This window comes from Acidiphilium rubrum, assembly GCF_900156265.1.
GTDB classification, from domain to species: Bacteria; Pseudomonadota; Alphaproteobacteria; order Acetobacterales; family Acetobacteraceae; genus Acidiphilium; species Acidiphilium rubrum.
This window is the reverse complement of record NZ_FTNE01000013.1, coordinates 65,252-83,966: the sequence shown is the minus strand read 5'-3', so window position 1 is coordinate 83,966 and position 18,715 is coordinate 65,252. Positions and strand designations below refer to the sequence as shown.

Genomic DNA, 18,715 nt, shown 5'->3' with positions numbered 1-18,715 from the left:
CGCGGTACTTTGTCACTTCGTGGCGCCAAGCAGCGCGCGGGCGGTTGGCTCATCGGTGATGAACCCGGTCGGCAGGCCGGTGTTCAGCATGGCCCGCAACGCCGCCAGTTTTTCGATGCCACCCGCGACCATCAGCACCTCGCGATGGCGCATCGCGTCCATGTCCACCGCAATCACCCGGTCGTGCAGCGTCGTGCTGATGCGCTGGCCGGCCTGATCGTAGAAGGTGCCGAACGCCTCGCCCACCGCGCCGAGCGCCCGCGCCTCGGCAATCTCGCTCGCCAGCATCATGCCGCTCTGGCAGAGAAACGCCGACTCCGTGACCTCGCCGATGCCCATGACAAACAAGCTCGACCGCGCCGCCAGATCGAGCGTCTCGGTCACGCCGCGCTGGCGCAACAGCACCTCCCGGTCGTCCGCGTCGTTCGCGTAGAACGGCACCGGCATGACCCAAGCCGCCGCATGGGTCTTTTCGGCCAGGGCATGCACCACATCGAACGGATTGGCGCCGACCCGGCGCGGCACGCCGCCGATCACGGACACCAGCGTCAGATCGGGCCGCTCGATATGGGGCATGTGATCGACCATCGCGGCCAGGCTGCGACCATGACCGACGCCGATGATGCGATGCGCGCCACTTTCGATCGCGCCATATAAATAGGCCGCCGCGGCCCGGCCGAGGCCGGAAAACGGAGCGACGCCGGGGATTGCCGGCACGACACGACAGAAATTGAGCCCATGCGCGGTGGACAAGGCGCGCTCGAGCGTGAGGCAACCGGCCATGTCGCCTTCGATCAGAATTCGGACCAGGCCGTCACGCATCGCGCGCGCGATCAGGCGCTGGACCTTGGCCGGCGGGACCCGTAACTCCGCACTGATCTCGGCCTGGGTCAGCGACGCCTCATAATAGAGCCAGGCCGCGCGCGTCGCCAACTCGGCATCATCGCCGCCACTCCGGTTTCCTCGATCGTTTGCCACCGTGACCTTCTGGGTGATTATTTATTTATGGTTCGATGGAATAATCAGTGAGGCCGGGTACTGTCAATGGAAATCGAGGGGTTGTGAGGGCGTTGGGTGGCGGGTGGCGGGTGGCGTGAAATTAAGGCGAACCGGTACCTAGAGCGTTATACTTTCAGCTTAACGCTTTAGGTTTATGTTTTATCGATCGATTTCACGGGATTATGGCGCCGCTAGCGCGTCAACTTATACGCATATCGCTCGAAAACGGCGCGCGCATCGCTCAAACCTTCCGAACAAGATCGGACGGAACGCCAACGAACCTGACGCCCGGATCATGGGCGGCAGGTTCGACTGTCAACTCATTTCGACAGGGCAAAAATCGCCACCGTGTCGCCGTACGGGTAGCTGAGTTGGAAATTGCCGCCAGCGGCGACGGCGATGTATTCGCGGCCGGCGACGCTGTAGGCGATCGGCGGGGCGTTGACGCCCGCGCCGAGGTTGAAGCGCCACAGGCGTTTGCCGGTTTTGGCGTCCATTGCATCGAACCAGCCGTTGCCTTCGCCGGTGAACACCAGATTGCCGGCCGTCGCCAACGCGCCGCCCATCATGGGTTGGGGCATGTGGTCGTTCCAGGCGATCTTGCCGGAATCGACGTTGATGGCTGTTAGTGTGCCATCCTGCACGCCGTGCGGCACGTTCTTGAAGGTGCTGCCGAGCCGGATCTGGCCGGGGATGGCCGGGCTGTCTTTTTCGTTGCTGAACGTCATCAACTGATTCATGCCCAGCACGTAAACCTCGTGCGTGAGCGGCGAGAATGCCGGGGGCGACCATTCGGCGCCGCCGTTGGCACCCGGCAGCATCTGCACGCCCGCGAGCGTGGGTTGGGCGAACATGTTCTTTTGTTTGTCGAACGGTTCGGATTTGCGGATCAATTTGCCGGTTTCGCGGTTCACGATGTAGAACCACGCTGTCTTGCCGGCCTCACCCGCCGCGGGGACGGTTTTGCCGTTCACCTTGGTGTCGAACAGCAGGACGTTGCTGACCGCATCGTAATCCCACACGTCGTGCTTCACTTCCTGATAATACCAGGCGAGTTTGCCGGTATCGACATGCAGGGCGACGATCGAGTCGGTGTAGAGATTGTCGCCGAGACGCGAGGCACCGTTCAGATCCGGGTTCGGGTTGCCGGTTGCGAAAATCAGCAGGCCACGCTTGGCATCGACCGTGGGCGTGGTCCACACCGTGCCGCCGCCGGTCTTCCAGGAATCGCCGGACCAGCTTTTTTCCTTGTTGGTGGTGTTGAACTGCCAGATCTTTTTGCCGGTCTTGACGTCGTAGGCGGCGACGAAGCCACGGATCGGCCATTCGCCGCCGGCGCTGCCGATCAGCACCATGTTTTTGTAGACGGTGGGCGCCATGGTTTCCGAATAGCCGTAGCGCGGATCGGCGACCGTGCTCATCCACGCCTGTCTGCCGGTTGCGGCATCGACCGCGATTAATTTGTCATCGAGCGTCAGCATGAACACGTTGCCATCGGCCGCCGCCGCGCCGCGGTTGACCGGGCCGCAGCAGATCTGGTTGGTGCCGTCGGTGTAGGTGTAGGTCCACAGCGTGGCGCCGGTTGCCGCGTTCATGGCGACCAGGGCCTGCTTGTCGTTCACCATCGGCGTGGTCAGGTACATGATGCCGTTGACCACGATCGGCGTGGTTTCGAAGCTGGCAGTGAAGCCGGTCTGCGCGATCGCCACCGGGGTGAGATGCGCGACGTTGCCGGCGTTGATCTGCTTGAGCGGCGAGAAGCGTGAATTGTCGTAATCGCGGCCGGTGACCAGCCAGTTCGCGCCGCTTTTCGGTGCGGCCTCGATCATGCCCGAGGTGACGGCGACGTTGGCGGTGATCGTCTTGCCGGCGACTTCGGTTTTGCCGCCGGTTTCCGAGCCTGCTGCCTCGGTGGCGCCGGCGAAGGCGGTGTGCGCCATGCCGAGGCACAGCAGCACTGTGGCCGGTAGCACGCCAGCGCGCAACCGGCGCGCCAGCCGGCTCGACGGGATGGAATTTGTCATTGGAAGTTCCTCGTTTGACGTGTGAAGACGACTAACGCACGACGGGTAATCGGGTGGTGTTCAGGACTTACCCGGATAGGGCAGCATGGCGATGCAGGCGGCGGTTTGGTCGGTCAGCGGCGCATCGCCAGCTTTGTACTGGTTTTTCTGCAATATATAGGCAAAAATCGACTGATATTCCGCCGGTTTCAGGCTGCCGGGTGCCTGATACGGCATTTGCGCGGTGATGAACGACAGTAATTGTGCACCGGTGATCTTGGTGAAATCGAGGTAGGATTTGAACTTGGCACCACCCAGCGCCGGACCGGACCCGCCGGACAGATCGGTCATGTGGCAGGACGCGCAATTGGCATCGTACAAGACTTTGCCTTGGGCGGCTTGAGAATTTGTGAAATCCCCAGGGGCGCAGGCCGCGTGGGCAACGCAGGAAAGTGCAAAGCCTGACAGCGCTGTCAGACCGATCGCAGCGATTAGCCGACGCATGAAATTATCTATCCCCTCGTGCGGTGCGGTACACAACTTTGTGTCTGGGAGATAACAGGAACATGACGATCTTGTAAAGAGCCCACATCCGTGCGGAGGTGCCGCGCGAGACTGCCTGACGCTCACGGAACTCTGTGACCGTCTTACTCGTCGGCCGTCACACCGAGCAGCGCATTGCGAAACCCATCATCCTCGCGCAGGGCATCGGCGGTATCGGTCCGGATCATGCGGCCGGTTTCCAGCAGATAGGCGCGGTGGGCGATTTTCAGGCTGAGGCCGACGTTCTGCTCGACCAGCAGAATGGTCATGCCGGCTTCATTGATCGATTTGATGGTGCGGAATACCTGCTTGATGATGACCGGTGCCAGACCGAGCGAGGGTTCATCGAGCATCAGCAGTTTCGGCCGCGCCATCAGGCCGCGCCCGATCGCGAGCATCTGCTGTTGGCCGCCGCTGAGCGACCAGCCCATCTGGGTGTAGAGCCGTTTCAGATCGGGGAAAATCTCGAGGATGCGCTCGATGTCGGATTCGGTTTCGGCGCGGGTCACTTTGCGGTTCGACGTGCCCATCACCAGGTTTTCGCGCACTGTCAGGCCGGGAAAGACGTGGCGGCCTTCCGGCACATGGGCGATGCCGCGCCGGACGATCGATTCCGGGCTCATCCGGTCGATCGCCTCGCCCTCGAACGTGATGCCGCCGCGCACCGGGTGCAGCAGGCCGGAGATGGTTTTGAGGGTGGTTGATTTTCCGGCACCGTTGACGCCGAGCAGCACGATGATTTCACCCTGCCCGACCGTGAGGCTGACATCGTGCAATGCCGTTACGTTTCCGTATCGGGCGCTGATGTTGCGGACTTCAAGCATATTCGGCATCGTCGCCCAGATAGGCCTTGATGACTTTTTGATCGGAAAGCACCTGGGCGACGGTTCCTTCGCTGATTTTCTGGCCGAAATCCATCACATAGGCGCGGGTGGCGACGCTGGCGACGAAGGACATGTCGTGCTCGATCAGCAGGATGGTCAGGCCGAGATCGTGGATGCGGTAAAGGATTTCGGATAGTGCCGCGGTTTCCTCGCGGTTCATGCCGGCGGCCGGTTCATCGAGCAATAACAATTCTGGGCCCGAAACGATGGCGCGCGCGATTTCGACGACGCGCTGCTGGCCGTAGGGCAGGTTTTTCGCCTTGATGTCGAACCGGGAAAACCCGAGCAGGCGCAGGGTTTCGCGCGCCCGCGCGGCGGCTTCGCGGTCCTCGATGAAGCCGCGGCGGCGCGCGAACAGCGTGCCGAGCAGCCCGACGGTGCCTTTCGGGTAATAGCCGATCACCACATTTTCGAGCGCCGTGAGTTCCGGAAACAGGCGGATGTTCTGGAACGTGCGGGTAATGCCGAGGCGGTTGATTTCGGCGGGACGGCGGTTGGTGATGTCGGTGCCGTTGAAGCTGATGCTACCGGCGGTTGCGGTATAGACGCCGCTGAGCACGTTGAGTGCCGTGGTCTTGCCGGAGCCGTTTGGGCCGATCAGCACCGCGATGTCGCCACGGCAGATGGTGAAATCTACCCCGTCGACCGCCTTGATGCCGCCGAAATGCTTGCGCAGGCCGGTGATCTGCAGGATCGGGTCGTTGGTTGCGACCGGGCGTTTAAGGCTATGCTGCCGCTGCGCCGCAACCGGCACGGCGGCGCCTTCGGCCGGAGAGCGGAACACCATGTGGCGCAGCGCATCGATCCCGCGCAGCAGCATGCCGTACAGGCCTTGGGGCATGAACAGGATGACGATGACGACCAGCGCGCCGTACACCGCGATGTAATAGGCGTGCAGAAACCGCAGCACTTCGGGCAGGAAGGTGATCAGCGCCGCACCGAGCGTGGTGCCGACGATGGATTCCTGGCCACCCACCAGCGTCATTGCGAAAAACGAGACCGATTGATTGAAGTCGAACACGTTGGGGCTGATATACATCGATCCGGATGCATATAGAATTCCACCGAGGCCGCCGAGCGTGGCGGAGGCGGTGAACGCGAGGATTTTGGTCCAGAACAGGCTGATGCCGTTGGAGGCGGCGGCGATTTCGTCTTCGCGCAGCGCGAGCAATGCCCCGCCGAGGCGCGAGTGGCGCAGGCGATAGACGAGGTAGGAGGCAATGCCGAGGCAGGCGATGCTCAGCCAATAGAAATAATGATCATGGCTGAAATCGATGCCGAAATACGCCGGGCGCGGAATGTTGGAAACACCATCGGCCCCGCCGGTGACGATCGCCCAATTGTTCAGCACCAGCCCGACGATGATCTGAAACCCGATGGTGACCAAAGCGAGATAATGGCTGGCGAGGCGCAGCGAGATCAGCCCGAGCAGAAAGCCGAAGCCGGTGGTGATGATCAGCGCGGCGATGGCGGATAACCCGAACGGCACATCGTGCTTGGCCGCGAGCACGGCGAAGGCATAGGCACCGATGCCGAAAAATGCGGCTTGCGCCAGCGAAACCTGACCAGAATAGCCGAGCAATATCGTCAGACCCAGTGCCGCGACCGCGTAGGATACCGACAGGATCAGCAGCGTGAGGTAATATGAGCCGAGGCGGCCGCCAGGCAGGAAGATCGGGATCAGCGCGAGCGCGATCAGGAACGGCAGGAATTTTAGGACGGCTCTGGTCATACTTTCTGCGAGACCTTCTCGCCGAACAGACCGCTGGGCCGGAAGATCAGGAACAGGATCAGCACGATGAACGGAAAGGCGTCGCGATAGCTGCCGGAGATGTAGGTGGCGCCATAGGTTTCCACGAGACCGATGGTCAGGCCGCCGACGATGGCGCCCTTGATCGAACCGAAGCCGCCGACGATGGCGGATGCGAAGGCTTTTAGCGCGATGGTCGAACCCATACCCGCCGTCACGGTGTAGACCGGTGCGATCAGAATGCCGGCGAGACCGCCGAGGCCGGTGCTGATCGCGAAGATCAGCGCGGTCATGCGGGCGACGCGAATGCCCATCAGGCGCGCGGTATCGGCGTCCTGCGCGGTGGCCTGAAGTTGCTTGCCGAGTTTGGTACGTTCTAGAAACCAATTCAGCACTGTCACCATCACTGAAGTCACGACGATGATCACGAGGTATTGCGGATAGACGAACACGCCATCGATTTTGACGGACTGCGCCTTGAATATGCCCGGCAACTGGAATGGCACCGGGCCGTAGATCAGCAGGAACACCTGCTCAAGAAACACCGAGGCGCCGACGGTTGCGATCATCACCGGCAGGAAGTTGCGTGGCCGGTTGCGGACCGGTTGATAGAGCACGAGTTGGAACAGCGCGCCGACCGCGCCGGTCAGCACCATGGCGAGCGGCAGTGCGACCCACCAGGGCCAGTGCGCGCCGAGCACGAGGCTGACCATGAAATACGCCCCGATCATCGCGAAATCGCCCTGCGCGAAATTCACGACATTGACCGAGGTGTAGATCAGCACGAAGCCCAGCGCGACGAGCGCGTAGATACTGCCGACCGCGAGGCCGGCGATCGTGAGCTGGATGAATTCGACGAACACGCGCCGGGCCGGCCGCGTTACTTGGTGAAATCGTCGTATTTGATCAGCTGCACCTTGCCGCCGGTGATTTTCACCACCGAATAGCCGTGCAGACCATCGCCCTTGTCATCGAAATTATAGACCCCTTCGACGCCTTTGTAGCCTTTGACCGCGCGGATGCCTTTCTGGATCGCGGGGCCGGAGGTGCCGTCCTTGGCGATGACCTGCGAGAGCACGTTGATCGCATCATACACCCAGCCACCAAACAGATCGGGATCGGAATGATAGGCGGCGGTGTATTTGGCGGTGAATGCCTGGGCCTGCGGGTTGCCGTTGGCCACGAAATCCGACACGCCATAGGTGCCGTTCACGGCCGATCCTGCCAGCTGAAGGCAGACGGCGGTGGCGATCGAGGGTGAGCCCATGATCTCGATTTTCAGGCCGAGCTGACGCAGTTGCTTAAGCATCTGGGCCTCGTCTTCGGAGTTTGTCATGTAGGTGGCGAGCAAGTTGGCGCCGGAGCTTTTGATTTTCTCGAGGAAGGACGTGTAGTCGCGCGTCGCGGTGGTGTAGCCCTGGTCGCTGACGACCGGCGTTTTGTCCTTGGCGAAGGCGGTTTTCAGGAGTTGGTTGCCGGCTGAGCCGAACGCATCGGTATCGTACAGGATCGCGACTTTCTTGGCACCCATCGAGTCGACGGCGTAGCCAGCCATGGCGCGCGAGGCGTAGGTATCGTTCGGGCGGAAGCGGAATACCCATTGATTGCCGACATGGGTCAGCATCGGGTCGGTGCCGCCGATCATGGTGGGGATTTTGTCGCGCGCGACGTAGGGCAGCGTCGCATTCACAATCGTGCTGCGGACCGAGCCGATGATGGCGATAATGTTCTGATTGGAGGCAAGCTTTTCATAAGCCGAGACGCCGGCTTGGTTCTTGCCCTGGTCATCCTCGACGAACAGCTTGATTTTCTTGCCGTTGATGCCGCCTTTGGCGTTGATTTCGTTGACGGCGAGCTTGGCACCATCGACCTTGTGCTTGCCGCTGAGCGCGGCCGGACCGGTCAGGTCGGCGATCAGGCCGATGTCGATTGTTTTGGCGGCCTGCGCGGTGGCGATGCCGAGCGTGGCTGCGAAAACAGCTGCACTGACGAGGCCGGTTTGGATTTTGATTGTCATGTTCGTTTCCCGTTCTGATCGATTTAATTTTTTAGGCTGATCGATTGGTGTCGATCGTATATTAAATTCAATCATCTCCGCAAGGGGCGGACGCGGGAGCGTAAGGGAGAGATGGTCTTCTTTTTTGTGAACAAAAAAGAAGCAAAAAAACTTCACCAACTTGGCCCGTGCCCGCGAATCCGCCCATGCCCCAAATTGAAAAAAGTTTTTTGCTTCTTTTTTACAAAAAAGACGTCTTCTCTTGTTACCCTTCCTACATCACCGCCCCAATCTGCCAAGGCACGAATTCATTATCGCCATAGCCGAGGATCTCGGATTTCGTCGCGGCACCCGAGGCAATCTCGATCAGCCGGTCGAAAATCTGCTGGCCTTTGGCCGCGATGCTGACACCATCCAGGATATCGCCGCAGTCGATATCCATGTCGGATTCCATCCGGCGGTACAGATCGCTGTTGGTCGCGAGTTTCAGGCTGGGCACCGGCTTGCAACCGAATGCCGAGCCGCGGCCGGTTGTGAAGCACAGAATATTCGCCCCGCCCGCCACCTGGCCGGTGGCGGAGACCGGGTCGTACCCCGGCGTATCCATGAACACGAGGCCGCGGCTGGTGACCGGCTCGGCGTAGCGGACCACCGCACTCAGCGGCACGCTGCCGCCTTTGGCGACGGCGCCGAGCGATTTTTCCAGGATCGTGGTCAACCCGCCGGCCTTGTTGCCGGGGGATGGATTGTTGTTCATCTCATCGCCGGTGCGTGCCACGTAAGCTCGCCACCAGTCGATCCGCGCGAGCAGATCATCGGCGACGCGCTGGCTGGCCGCGCGCCGCACCAGCAGATGCTCCGCCCCATAGATTTCCGGCGTTTCAGACAGGATGGCGGTGCCACCCTGCCGCACCAGACTATCCACCGCCGCACCCAGCGCGGGGTTGGCGGTCAGGCCGGAATAGGCGTCCGACCCGCCGCATTGCAGCGCCAGCACCAGTTCGGACGCCGGAATCGCGGTGCGCGTGGCGGCGTTGGCAATTGGCGCCATATCGCGCAACGCGGCGAGGCCGGCGGCGATGGTGGCCGGCGTGCCGCCGCTTTCCTGAATCGTCATCGACCGAAACGCGTCGCCCTCGGCAATGCCATAAGCCGATTTCATCCGCGCGATCTGAAACACCTCGCAGCCCAGGCCGACGAACAGGACCGCGGCGATATTCGGGTTGCAGGCGGTACCCCACAAAGTGCGTTCGAGCGTCTCGAACCCCTCGCCGTTCGCGGCCATGCCGCAGCCGGTGCCGTGGGTGAGCGGCACGATGCCGTCGATATTCGGATAGGCGTCGAGCAGGCCGGTCTTTTCGGCCTGGCGCACGATCTGGCGCGCGACCGTTGCGGCGCAGTTCACCGAGCTCAGAATCGCGATATAGTTGCGCGTGCCCGCCCGGCCATTGGCGCGGCGGAACCCCTGGAACGAGGCGGCTGGCTCAACCACGGCGGTCGGTTGGGACTCGACCTGATAGTCACGGTCGAACTCATGCAGCGTCACATTATGCTCATGCACCCAGGCGCCCGGCGCGATCGCGTGACCGGCAAAGCCGATGATCTGGCCGAATTTATGGATCGGCGCGCCCGGCGCGATCGCGGTGCTCGCCATTTTATGGCCGCGCGGAATCCGCTCGGCCGCCGTTATCCCCGCCGCGACGCTGCCGCTGGCGAGCGGCTCCAGGGCGACCAGAACATTGTCATCATGGTGCAGCCGCATGGTGGCCGGTCTTGTCATTGCTTGCCTCGAAAAGAATGCCGTATCGGCCTGTGTGCCGGAATTTCGCCTTGTCGGCCAGCCATCGCAGTGATTTCGGAGGGATGCGCTTTTTACAAAGAACACCCCATCCCCTACCTGAACCGCATGTGTTCGCTCATTCTCTCCTTTCTGCCGACCGAGGCTTGGCCCATCGTGATCGCGGCCAATCGCGATGAGCGGCTCGATCGCCCATGGGTCCCCCCTGCCCGCTTCTGGCCGGGAATCACCGCCGGGCGCGACCGCCTGGCCGGTGGCACGTGGCTCGGCGTCAATCATCACGGCGTCATCGCGGCATTGTTGAACCGCACCGGCAGCCTGGGCCCGGCGCCGGGGAAATCGAGCCGCGGTGATCTGCCGCTGATCGCCCTGCGCGCCACGACCGCCGCCGCCGCCGCCGATCGCATCTCCACCTTAGACGCCGGCTCATACCGCAGCTTCAACATGCTGATCGCCGATGCCGGCGGCGGTTTTCTGATTCGCGGCCTAGAATCCGGCGCGCCCCAGGTTGCGCCGGTCACACAAGGTATCACGATGATCACTGCCGGCGATCCGAACGATCCCGCCAACCCGCGCATCGCGCGCTACAAACCCCGGTTCGAAGCCGCCCCCCGCCCCGATCCATCAACCAATGATTGGTCGGGTTGGATCGCCCTGCTCGCCGACCAGTCCGCACCGGCCGAAACCACCCTCAACGTCGCGCCGCGCGACGGCTTTGGCACCGTGTCATCGAGCCTGATCGCGCTAGCCCCTCAGGCGACGCTGTTCCATTTTGCCTCCGGCCCACCGGACCGGGCCGCGTTTGTAGCGGTCGGGTTGGGGGCCGCGCCGTAGGCAAGCAAGGCAAGGCGCTCTACTGGGGTCGAGGGGCCGAAACCTCCCGCCGTGCTTGCTGACCACTCACATCCAATCCGGCTCTGCCTCAATGCGTGCCGGGATGTTTTGCCAGCCAGCGGCGCATCTGTTTGATTTCGTGATCCTGGGATTTGATGATTTTGCGGGCCATGCGCTTCAAAAACGGCGATTTGCCGTATTTCAGTTCCGTCTGAGCCATTGTCACGGCAGCTTCGTGGTGAGGCACCATCATCATGACGAAATCCTGGTCGGTTTTACCGGTCATCGGCATCGATTTGGTTGCCTGGTTCATTTGCTGCATTGATTCCACGAACGATTGATCGGCCGGGGTCATGCTGGTTTGGCCCCATGCGAGCGGGGCTGCTGCCAGCAGGGCCAGTCCGGCGGAAAACGCGACGTGGCGGATTTTCATGAATACTCTCCTGAATCGATGGACGCGGACGCTTCGGGAACGTGGTCGTGCCGGCGGGTCGTTTCAACGCCGCTCCTTCCTTGAACACCACCCGTCTTTCATGGGTGCCGCCGGGCCTGACACCCCTCGTGCCGGGTCCGGAACTGGGGCATAGGGTATGGATAAAAATTGCAGGAGCGAACATGAACCGAGCCTCGTTTTGCATCACCCTGGGTCTGGCTGTGCTGGCTTGTGGCGGCATGGCGCAGGCGGCGCCGGAGACGTTGCAGCTCACGCCCGGCAATATGCTGGCGCAGACGCATTCGGGCGCCATTTTATTCACGGTGACCGGCACGTATCGCCAGCTTGCCGGCACGCTCATGTTCGATCCGGTGGCGAAGACCTGTTCGGTCGATGTCACGTTCCAGACCCGCAGCCTGGCTTTGCCCAATGCGATCATTCGGGGTCAGGTGATGGCCAAGGATTTTCTTGATCCCGACAAATATCCGACCTCGCGCTATGTCGGCACCTGCACCAAGGGCGGTACGGTGATGGCGGGGAAGCTGACCAATCATGGCCAGACGCATCGGTTCGACATGGCGGTGACCTATCGGATGGTCGATGGCAAACTGGCCGATATCGACACGGCGGGGTCGTTCAACCGGTATCATTGGGGTCTCACCGGCCAGTCGATGACGGTGAGCAAGATGATCCGGGTGACCAATAAAATCTCGCTCGATGGCAAGCCGCCTGCCTGACCGCGGCGCATGGGCAAACTGGTCTGGCTGGCGGCCTACCCGAAATCGGGCAACACTTGGCTGCGTGCCTTTATCCATAACTATCTGGCCGACGATGCGGCGCCGTATGACATCAACCGCCTGACCGATCTCACCACCGGAGAGAGCGGGGCGGCGCTGTATCACCGCCATGATCCGCGGCCGGCGCGCGCCTATCGGGCGGCTGAGCTGGCGCTTCTGCGCCCGCTGGTTCATCGCGACCTGATGGGAGCGGATGCGGCGCGGGTGTTCGTGAAGACCCATAATGCGGCGATCGTGAGCCACGGCGTGCCGCTGATCACGCCGGAGGTGACGGACCGGGCGATCTATCTGGTGCGCGACCCGCGCGATGTGGTGGTGTCGTATGCGGCGCATCTGGGGATCACGCTCGATGCGATGATCGCGCTGCTGGCGGACGATCGGGCGGTGAGCGGCGGTGATGATCGCAAGGTGTTGGAGTTCATCGGCTCGTGGTCGCGCCATGTCGCTTCATGGACCGCCAATCCCAATCCGACGCTGCTGGTTTTACGCTATGAGGATCTGCTGGACGATCCGGTGGATGGGTTCGGCGATGTGGTGCGGTTTCTGGGCGCGACCCCGGATGCGGCCCGCCTCGAACGCGCAATCGCTGCGAGCGGGTTCGCCACGCTGGCGGCACAGGAGCAGGCGCGCGGTTTTGCCGAACGCCCGGCGAGCGCGGCCGCGGCGTTTTTTCGCAGCGGCACCGCCGGCCAGTGGCGCACGGCGCTCAGCCCCGCGCAGCGGCGGCGGATCGAGCGGGATCACGCCGTGCAGATGCGCCGGTTTCGCTATCGGGATCAGTAGCCCTTCGAAAGATCGACCAAGGTCGGCGGGTCGCGCCCTTCGGCCAGTGTGGCGAGGTTGGCGAAGAATTTCGCGAGCGTCGCGGCGTTGTAATGATCCGGATCATCCGAGGAGATATGCGGGGTGATGATCAGGTTTTCAGCCGTCCAGACCGGATCGCCCGGCGGAATCGGCTCGGCGGCGAATACGTCGAGCACCGCGCCGGCGATGGCATGGGTGTTCAGCGCCGCGATCAGCGCCGCCTGATCGACCAGACCGCCCCGGCCGATATTGATCACCCCGGCATGGGCGGGCAGCAGCGCGATCCGCCTGGCATCGAGCAGGTGGCGCGTCGCGTGGGTGAGCGGGCATGCCAGGAGCAGAAAATCGCTGCTGGGCAGCACGGTATCGAGCGCGGCGATCGGCAGCGTTTCGTCGCAATCCGGGTGCGGATCGGTTCCGAAGCGGATACCGGTGACATGGATGCCGAATTGCCGCGCCCGCCGCGCCGCGCCGCCGCCGAGGCCGCCGACGCCGACGATGGTTGCCCGCCGCCCCGCCACCACGCCCGAGGGCCGGCGCTGCCAGCGCTGCGCGCGTTGATCCGCCGCGAAGCACTGCATCTGCGTCGTCAGCATCAGCATCGCCATGATCGCGAATTCACCGGCCCGATCGGCATGCACGCCGCGATTGTTCAACAGCTTCACCCCTGCCGGGATCATGTCAAACGGCGCCAGCGCATCGACGCCGGCGGCGGTGGACTGAATGAGCTTGAGGTGCGGTGCCCCCATCAGGTCGAGCCGCCGCACCGCACCCGGCGTTGCGATCAGCACTTCGAGCGTATCGGCCGCCGCCTCGTAATCGGCGATACTCTCGCCCATGGTCAGCCGATGGCCCTGGCCGGCGGCCCCGGCCAGCGCCGCCGCCGTATGAAACTCATCCGCCGTCAATTTCAGGAACGGGCTGTCGGGAAACTCGTGGATATGGATATGCATGCTCAACCCTGTTGATGGAAACCGAAATGCAGCAGCAGGAACAGCACACCGCCGATCAGAAAGCCAACCAGCGTGCCGTTGACCCGGATGAACTGCAAATCCTTGCCCACCCGGAGTTCGAGCTTGTCGGTGATGGTTTCGGCATCCCAGTTGCCGACGACGCGGCCGATGAACCCGGCGATTTCGACCTGTGCGGCCGGCAGCAGCCGCGCCACCACCGCGCCCGCGGCGGCGGAAATCCGGGCGCGGGTGCCGGGATCATCGCGCAACATGCCGCCCAGATTGGCAAGGATCGTATCGATCAGGGCCACGCTGTGCCCGCCCCGCCGCCCGGCATCCTGCGCCACGGCATCGCGCAGCCTGGCCCAGATGTCGCGCCCCCAGGCCCGCATGCTTTCGTGCGTGACCAGGCCGCGCAGCGCAGCGCCAAGTTCCGCCGCCCGTGCCGGGTCTTCGGTCAGGCGGATGATCTCGCGGCCGACCCATTCGTCGAAGGCGGCGCGCAATTCAGAGCCATCCGGCCGGACCCTGTCGAGTTCGGTGTTCAGCGTGCTCACCACTTTCGAGGCGATATTGGCACCGACCGCCCAGCCGACCAGTACGCCGCCCTGCTCGCGCACCCGCTCGCGCACGATCTGCTTCAAATCCGCCTCGCGGGTTTGCAGCATGGCGCGCAATTGTTCGAGAATGAATGAAAATACCTCCTGATGCCGCCCGCTCTGCACCAGCGAGGCAAGTGCGCGCGCCACCACCCGCCCGGCCGCCGGACCACCGGCAATGCGCGGCAGCAACCTGGTGAACAGCCGCCGCAGCCGGCCATCCTCGACCGATTGCAGCAGCCTTGGCAGGGACCCCGCGATCGCCTCGGCCATCGGCCGCGCCATTGCCGGATCGGCCAGAAACCGGCCGAGCAGATCGGGGATGTCGAGCCCGGCCAGAAACCGCGCGACATCCGCCTCGGTAAAGACGTGATTGGCAACGAACCGGCCCAGCGCGCCACCCAGGCGCTCCTTCTGCGCCGGCAAAATCGCGGTGTGCGGAATCGGCAGGCCCAGCGGATGGCGGAACAGCGCGGTGACCGCGAACCAGTCGGCAATGCCGCCGATCACGCCAGCCTTGGCGGCATCGCGCAGAAACAGCGCGCCCAGCGTCGGTGGCAGCCAATAGGCAAAGGCCGCAAGCGCCGCCATCACGACGAGCAAACCGCTGGCGAAGGCACGATGGCGGGCAAGGGACCGGCGCAGGGGCAGGTCGGGATCGGTCTCGATGATCGGTCGTGGCATCGGCGTGATGTGGCCTGCGGTACCGCGATCGGCAAGCGGTCCCTTATAGTCTGCTAAGGCGGCCGATCAGGGTAAGGAAGAGTCTTCTTTTTTGTGAACAAAAAAGAAGCAAAAAAAACTTTGTTAATTTGGGACCGTGCCCGTGAAACCGGCGATACCCCAAATTAAGGAAAGTTTTTTGCTTCTTTTTTACAAAAAAGAAGCCTTCCTCGCCTCCCTCCGACTCCCCCTACAGTTTTCCTTGCCGAGTCCCCCGCAACAGGCGCAGATTTGCTCCGGAGGAACGTGCCATGGTCATGCGCAATGCAGGCCGGGTGAAAGCCCCGGGTGAACTGGGCGGCAAACCACATGAATCGGCGGGCTGGCGGCCGAGCCGGGACCGCGAGCGACTATCGCCAGGCATCTGGATCGCGGGTTTTGTCTTGGCGGGTGGGGTGATTGCCCTGATGGCGGCGTTGTTCGGCGTCACGTGATCGCGCCCTATGGGCAAATCCGGCCGGTCGGGTCTAATCTTGCGGCATGGACAGCAATCATACCCAAATTCAAGCCGAGCTCGATGCGCTGATCGGGCGCACCGCGTTGGTCAGCGACGTCGTCTCATCCCATCGCATCGCCGCCCTGGCCGCGACGCTCGATACCGATGCCCCGGCCGATGGCAGCGTGCCGCCGCTCTGGCACTGGGTGTTGTTTCAGGACTGGCAGAAATGGAGCACGCTCGGACCCGATGGCCATGCCGCGCGCGGCGAGTTCATGCCCGCGATTGCGGGGATGGAGCGTCGGATGTGGGCGGGCAGCACCGTCACGTTTCATCGGAGCCTGCGCGTGGGCGAGGCGGTGGAGCGCCGGTCCAGCATCGCCGGCGCCACGCTCAAACAGGGCCGCACCGGCACGCTCGCGTTCATTCAGTTGCGCCATGATATCGGCCCCACCGGGGAGACGGCGATCACGGAGTTGCAGGACGTGGTGTATCGCGCCGCGGACGATCCGGCGGTTAGCGCGGCGGTGCCCGAACCGGTGCCGCCGGCGGCGCGCACCCGCAGCGTGATGCCGGATGCACTGACGCTGTTTCGCTATTCGGCGGTAACCGGCAATTCCCATCGCATTCACTATGATTACGAATATGTCACCGGGACCGAACATTATCCCGGTCTGGTGGTACAGGGCGCATTACAGGCGACCTGGCTCGCCGATTTCGCGCGCGCTTGTCGTAACGAGGCGCCGATCAGCCGGTTCGCCTTCCGGGCTCGGCGGGCGGTGTTTCAGGGTAAGGCGCTGACCCTGGCCGCGATCGACGGGCCGGACGGGCTCGATCTGACGCTGCGCGACAGCGGCGGCGCGGTGTGCATGGCCGGCACGGCACGGTAATGCCGTTTCTGACCGAAACCGAGCCGCCGCGGGGCGTGGCGCTTGACGTGATGCCGGGGATTCGCCGCATCGTCGCGCGCAATCCCGGCATCATGACCTATCACGGCACCAACACCTACCTGATCGCGGCGGCGGACGGGTTGACCGTGCTCGATCCCGGGCCGGACGATCCGATCCATGTACGGGATATACTGGCGGCGGCCGGCGAGACGCCGATCCGGCGGATCGTGCTGTCGCACACCCATCACGATCATCTGGGTGCCACGGCGGCGTTGCAATCGGCCACCGGCGCGCCGACCTACGGGTTCGAGCACTCGGCGGCACTGCGTTTCACGCCCGATCACCCGCTCGCGGATGGCGATGTCGTGGCCGGGCTCACCGCTGTGCACACGCCGGGCCACGCCAGCGATCATCTGGCGTTTGCCTATCAGGACATCTTGTTCAGCGCCGATCACGTGATGTCGTGGTCATCCTCGATCGTCAACCCGCCGGATGGCGACATGCAGGCGTATTATGCCTCGTTGCAGCGCCTGCTCGACCGGGCGGATCGGCTCTATCTGCCCGGTCATGGTCCGGCGCTACTTGAACCCCGGACCCTGGTTGCCGAGATGCTGGCGCATCGGCGCAAGCGCGAGGCGGCGATTCTCGAAGCCTTGCACGGCGACCCGGCCTCGGTGACCGATCTGGCGGCGCGGCTCTATGCCAAGCAGAATCCGATGCTGAAAATCGCCGCCGAGCGCAATGTGCTGGCGCATCTACTCAAGCTGCGCGCGGAAGGGTTTGCCGCCGAGCACGGCGCGGTATGGCACGCGACCTGACCGATATCACGGATACGTGACATTGCTATCGCGGCACCCTATATCGAGCGTCCAACCCGTAATGGAGCGACCCGATGAGTGCCATGAAATCAACTCTTGCTGCCGCCGTCGCCATCCTCGCGCTGGGCGGTTTGAACCTGGCCCACGCCAAGGGCTGCCTCAAAGGCGCGGTGGTGGGCGGTGTTGCCGGGCACTACGCGCATCACCATGCCGTGATCGGCGCGGTAGGCGGCTGTATTGCTGGGCATGAACTGGCCAAGCACCGCGCCAAGCTCGCGCGCGAAAGAGCCGCCGAGGCGCGGGCCAAGTCCGGCAACTGAGCAACGGGGTCAAAACAAAACGGCCGACCCCGAACGGTCGGCCGTTTTTTTATGCACGCAAGCCGAAGCTCAGGCGGTCAACCGTGCCTGGACGGCATTGCGCTGTTCGGCGCGCTGCTCGGAAACCTGAGTCTTCATAGACTTCTGCAGTTTTTCGAACGCCCGGACTTCGATCTGGCGGACCCGCTCGCGCGAGATGTTGTATTGCTGCGACAGATCTTCGAGCGTGGTCGGCTCATCCTTGAGGCGGCGCTGGATCAGGATGTGGCGTTCACGATCGTTCAGGGTCTTCAGCGCGGTGGTCAGCAAGGCCCGGCGTCCGGTCATTTCCTCGCGATCGCCGATGCTTTCTTCCTGGCTCTCCTGATCATCGACCAGCCAATCCTGCCACTCGCCCTCGCCATCCATGCGGATCGGCGCGTTCAGGCTATGATCGGGTGCGGCGAGGCGGCGGTTCATGCTCACCACGTCCTGCTCGGGCACACCGAGCACGCGGGCGACCTTGGCCACCTGTTCGGGCTGCATGTCACCGTCCTCGATCGCCTGCATCTGCCCCTTCAGGCGGCGCAGGTTGAAGAACAGTTTTTTCTGTGAGGCCGTGGTGCCCATTTTCACCAGCGACCAGGAATGCAGGATATATTCCTGGATCGCGGCGCGGATCCACCACATCGCATAGGTTGCCAGGCGGAAACCGCGTTCCGGATCGAACCGCTTGACCGCCTGCATCATGCCGACATTGCCCTCGGAGATCAGCTCGCCGAGTGGCAGGCCATAGCCGCGGTAGCCCATCGCGATTTTCGCCACCAGGCGCAGATGCGAGGTCACTAGCTTATGGGCGGCCTTGTGATCTTCGTTATCGCGCCAGGCACGTGCCAGACGGTCTTCTTCTTCGGGAGCCAGCATCGGGTACTTGCGGATCTCTTGCAGATACCGGGAAAGATTGCCCTCACTCGGGGCCATGGTACTCATTCCGGAGGCCATTGATTGAATTCCTCTCGATTTATTCGCGTCGTCGATTCTTGCGTCGTCTCTATTACCAGACTAGCCACCGTTCGGATGCGCAACGGCCGAACCCTCGTGATGCCTCGTCTCTTGTGAGCATTGTTATACACGGGATCGTCCTCATGACGTATCA

The 18,715-nt window shown here is 63.1% G+C and carries 19 protein-coding genes; 7 read left to right on the top strand and 12 right to left on the bottom strand.

Translation table 11 applies throughout. The features are described from left to right. Positions 1-12: 12 nt before the first annotated feature. The 8 genes from BW994_RS11205 to BW994_RS11170 form a co-directional block, all read right to left on the bottom strand. A complete protein-coding gene (locus BW994_RS11205) occupies positions 13-978 on the bottom strand; it encodes a sugar-binding transcriptional regulator (RefSeq protein ID WP_029311739.1) in 966 nt (321 codons plus the stop codon). 341 nt (positions 979-1,319) lie between these two features. Beyond that, positions 1,320-3,023 (bottom strand): pyrroloquinoline quinone-dependent dehydrogenase, encoded by a 1,704-nt coding sequence (locus BW994_RS11200; RefSeq protein WP_029311740.1) that lies wholly within the window; start codon positions 3,021-3,023, stop codon positions 1,320-1,322. Positions 3,024-3,083: 60 nt separating this feature from the next. After that, the gene (locus BW994_RS20430) at positions 3,084-3,506 is read right to left on the bottom strand and encodes a c-type cytochrome (protein ID WP_029311741.1); all 423 of its coding nucleotides are present in this window, start codon (positions 3,504-3,506) and stop codon (positions 3,084-3,086) included. Positions 3,507-3,649: 143 nt separating this feature from the next. Then, positions 3,650-4,378 (bottom strand): ABC transporter ATP-binding protein, encoded by a 729-nt coding sequence (locus BW994_RS11190; protein WP_029311742.1) that lies wholly within the window; start codon positions 4,376-4,378, stop codon positions 3,650-3,652. Continuing rightward, entirely contained in the window at positions 4,362-6,161 is a 1,800-nt protein-coding gene (locus BW994_RS11185) for a branched-chain amino acid ABC transporter ATP-binding protein/permease (protein ID WP_029311743.1), read from the bottom strand. Before BW994_RS11185 ends, BW994_RS11190 begins: the two co-directional genes overlap by 17 nt. After that, a complete protein-coding gene (locus tag BW994_RS11180) occupies positions 6,158-7,042 on the bottom strand; it encodes a branched-chain amino acid ABC transporter permease (protein ID WP_029311744.1) in 885 nt (294 codons plus the stop codon). The genes BW994_RS11185 and BW994_RS11180 overlap by 4 nt, the downstream gene beginning before the upstream one ends. 17 nt (positions 7,043-7,059) lie before the next feature. Continuing rightward, positions 7,060-8,196: an ABC transporter substrate-binding protein gene (locus BW994_RS11175; protein WP_029311745.1), complete on the bottom strand. Its 1,137-nt coding sequence runs from the start codon at positions 8,194-8,196 to the stop codon at positions 7,060-7,062. A gap of 253 nt (positions 8,197-8,449) precedes the next feature. Beyond that, the gene (locus tag BW994_RS11170) at positions 8,450-9,955 is read right to left on the bottom strand and encodes a UxaA family hydrolase (protein WP_029311746.1); all 1,506 of its coding nucleotides are present in this window, start codon (positions 9,953-9,955) and stop codon (positions 8,450-8,452) included. Positions 9,956-10,081: 126 nt separating this feature from the next. Here BW994_RS11170 and BW994_RS11165 point away from each other — a divergent pair, with 126 nt between their 5' ends. Next, the gene (locus BW994_RS11165) at positions 10,082-10,807 is read left to right on the top strand and encodes an NRDE family protein (RefSeq protein ID WP_029311747.1); all 726 of its coding nucleotides are present in this window, start codon (positions 10,082-10,084) and stop codon (positions 10,805-10,807) included. 88 nt (positions 10,808-10,895) lie between these two features. On the opposite strand, the gene BW994_RS11160 is transcribed toward BW994_RS11165, so the two are convergent. Continuing rightward, positions 10,896-11,162, bottom strand: a complete 267-nt coding sequence (locus BW994_RS11160; RefSeq protein WP_211252774.1) for a DUF305 domain-containing protein — start codon at positions 11,160-11,162, stop codon at positions 10,896-10,898. A gap of 260 nt (positions 11,163-11,422) precedes the next feature. Between BW994_RS11160 and BW994_RS11155 the strand changes: the two genes are divergently transcribed. Together BW994_RS11155 and BW994_RS11150 are read left to right on the top strand one after the other, a co-directional pair. Further along, positions 11,423-11,977 carry a YceI family protein gene (locus BW994_RS11155; RefSeq protein ID WP_029311749.1) on the top strand — a complete coding sequence of 185 codons (555 nt, stop codon included), beginning with the start codon at positions 11,423-11,425 and terminating at the stop codon, positions 11,975-11,977. A 9-nt stretch (positions 11,978-11,986) separates the two neighbouring features. Further along, entirely contained in the window at positions 11,987-12,820 is an 834-nt protein-coding gene (locus BW994_RS11150; protein ID WP_029311750.1) for a sulfotransferase domain-containing protein, read from the top strand. Here the strand turns inward: BW994_RS11150 and BW994_RS11145 are convergent. Together BW994_RS11145 and BW994_RS11140 are read right to left on the bottom strand one after the other, a co-directional pair. Beyond that, the gene (locus BW994_RS11145) at positions 12,814-13,794 is read right to left on the bottom strand and encodes an NAD(P)-dependent oxidoreductase (protein ID WP_029311751.1); all 981 of its coding nucleotides are present in this window, start codon (positions 13,792-13,794) and stop codon (positions 12,814-12,816) included. The two genes, BW994_RS11150 and BW994_RS11145, sit on opposite strands and share 7 nt — an antisense overlap. A gap of 2 nt (positions 13,795-13,796) precedes the next feature. After that, positions 13,797-15,077: a DUF445 domain-containing protein gene (locus BW994_RS11140; RefSeq protein WP_029311752.1), complete on the bottom strand. Its 1,281-nt coding sequence runs from the start codon at positions 15,075-15,077 to the stop codon at positions 13,797-13,799. Between the two features lie 290 nt (positions 15,078-15,367). Here BW994_RS11140 and BW994_RS11135 point away from each other — a divergent pair, with 290 nt between their 5' ends. The 4 genes from BW994_RS11135 (at position 15,368) to BW994_RS11120 (ending at position 17,580) form a co-directional block, all read left to right on the top strand. Next, entirely contained in the window at positions 15,368-15,550 is a 183-nt protein-coding gene (locus tag BW994_RS11135) for a hypothetical protein (RefSeq protein ID WP_029311753.1), read from the top strand. A gap of 46 nt (positions 15,551-15,596) precedes the next feature. Continuing rightward, positions 15,597-16,442 (top strand): FAS1-like dehydratase domain-containing protein, encoded by an 846-nt coding sequence (locus tag BW994_RS11130; RefSeq protein WP_029311754.1) that lies wholly within the window; start codon positions 15,597-15,599, stop codon positions 16,440-16,442. Further along, positions 16,442-17,260 (top strand): MBL fold metallo-hydrolase, encoded by an 819-nt coding sequence (locus BW994_RS11125; RefSeq protein WP_029311755.1) that lies wholly within the window; start codon positions 16,442-16,444, stop codon positions 17,258-17,260. Before BW994_RS11130 ends, BW994_RS11125 begins: the two co-directional genes overlap by 1 nt. Positions 17,261-17,334: 74 nt before the next feature. Then, entirely contained in the window at positions 17,335-17,580 is a 246-nt protein-coding gene (locus BW994_RS11120) for a hypothetical protein (protein ID WP_029311756.1), read from the top strand. 69 nt (positions 17,581-17,649) lie between these two features. Here the strand turns inward: BW994_RS11120 and rpoH are convergent, their stop codons facing one another. Beyond that, positions 17,650-18,561, bottom strand: coding sequence for an RNA polymerase sigma factor RpoH (gene rpoH, locus BW994_RS11115; protein WP_408735593.1), 912 nt, complete (start codon positions 18,559-18,561; stop codon positions 17,650-17,652). Between the last annotated feature and the right edge of the window lie 154 nt (positions 18,562-18,715).

Excerpts from the sequence above, each read along its gene's own strand:
- BW994_RS11200 (WP_029311740.1), bottom strand. The coding sequence starts at position 3,023 with ATGACAAATTCCATCCCGTCGAGCCGGCTGGCGCGCCGGTTGCGCGCT.
- BW994_RS20430 (WP_029311741.1), bottom strand. The coding sequence starts at position 3,506 with ATGCGTCGGCTAATCGCTGCGATCGGTCTGACAGCGCTGTCAGGCTTT.
- BW994_RS11190 (WP_029311742.1), bottom strand. The coding sequence starts at position 4,378 with ATGCCGAATATGCTTGAAGTCCGCAACATCAGCGCCCGATACGGAAAC.
- BW994_RS11185 (WP_029311743.1), bottom strand. The coding sequence starts at position 6,161 with ATGACCAGAGCCGTCCTAAAATTCCTGCCGTTCCTGATCGCGCTCGCG.
- BW994_RS11175 (WP_029311745.1), bottom strand. The coding sequence starts at position 8,196 with ATGACAATCAAAATCCAAACCGGCCTCGTCAGTGCAGCTGTTTTCGCA.
- BW994_RS11170 (WP_029311746.1), bottom strand. The coding sequence starts at position 9,955 with ATGACAAGACCGGCCACCATGCGGCTGCACCATGATGACAATGTTCTG.
- BW994_RS11165 (WP_029311747.1), top strand. The coding sequence starts at position 10,082 with ATGTGTTCGCTCATTCTCTCCTTTCTGCCGACCGAGGCTTGGCCCATC.
- BW994_RS11160 (WP_211252774.1), bottom strand. The coding sequence starts at position 11,162 with ATGACCCCGGCCGATCAATCGTTCGTGGAATCAATGCAGCAAATGAAC.
- BW994_RS11155 (WP_029311749.1), top strand. The coding sequence starts at position 11,423 with ATGAACCGAGCCTCGTTTTGCATCACCCTGGGTCTGGCTGTGCTGGCT.
- BW994_RS11150 (WP_029311750.1), top strand. The coding sequence starts at position 11,987 with ATGGGCAAACTGGTCTGGCTGGCGGCCTACCCGAAATCGGGCAACACT.
- BW994_RS11145 (WP_029311751.1), bottom strand. The coding sequence starts at position 13,794 with ATGCATATCCATATCCACGAGTTTCCCGACAGCCCGTTCCTGAAATTG.
- BW994_RS11140 (WP_029311752.1), bottom strand. The coding sequence starts at position 15,077 with ATGCCACGACCGATCATCGAGACCGATCCCGACCTGCCCCTGCGCCGG.
- BW994_RS11135 (WP_029311753.1), top strand. The coding sequence starts at position 15,368 with ATGGTCATGCGCAATGCAGGCCGGGTGAAAGCCCCGGGTGAACTGGGC.
- BW994_RS11130 (WP_029311754.1), top strand. The coding sequence starts at position 15,597 with ATGGACAGCAATCATACCCAAATTCAAGCCGAGCTCGATGCGCTGATC.
- BW994_RS11125 (WP_029311755.1), top strand. The coding sequence starts at position 16,442 with ATGCCGTTTCTGACCGAAACCGAGCCGCCGCGGGGCGTGGCGCTTGAC.
- BW994_RS11120 (WP_029311756.1), top strand. The coding sequence starts at position 17,335 with ATGAGTGCCATGAAATCAACTCTTGCTGCCGCCGTCGCCATCCTCGCG.
- rpoH (WP_408735593.1), bottom strand. The coding sequence starts at position 18,561 with ATGGCCTCCGGAATGAGTACCATGGCCCCGAGTGAGGGCAATCTTTCC.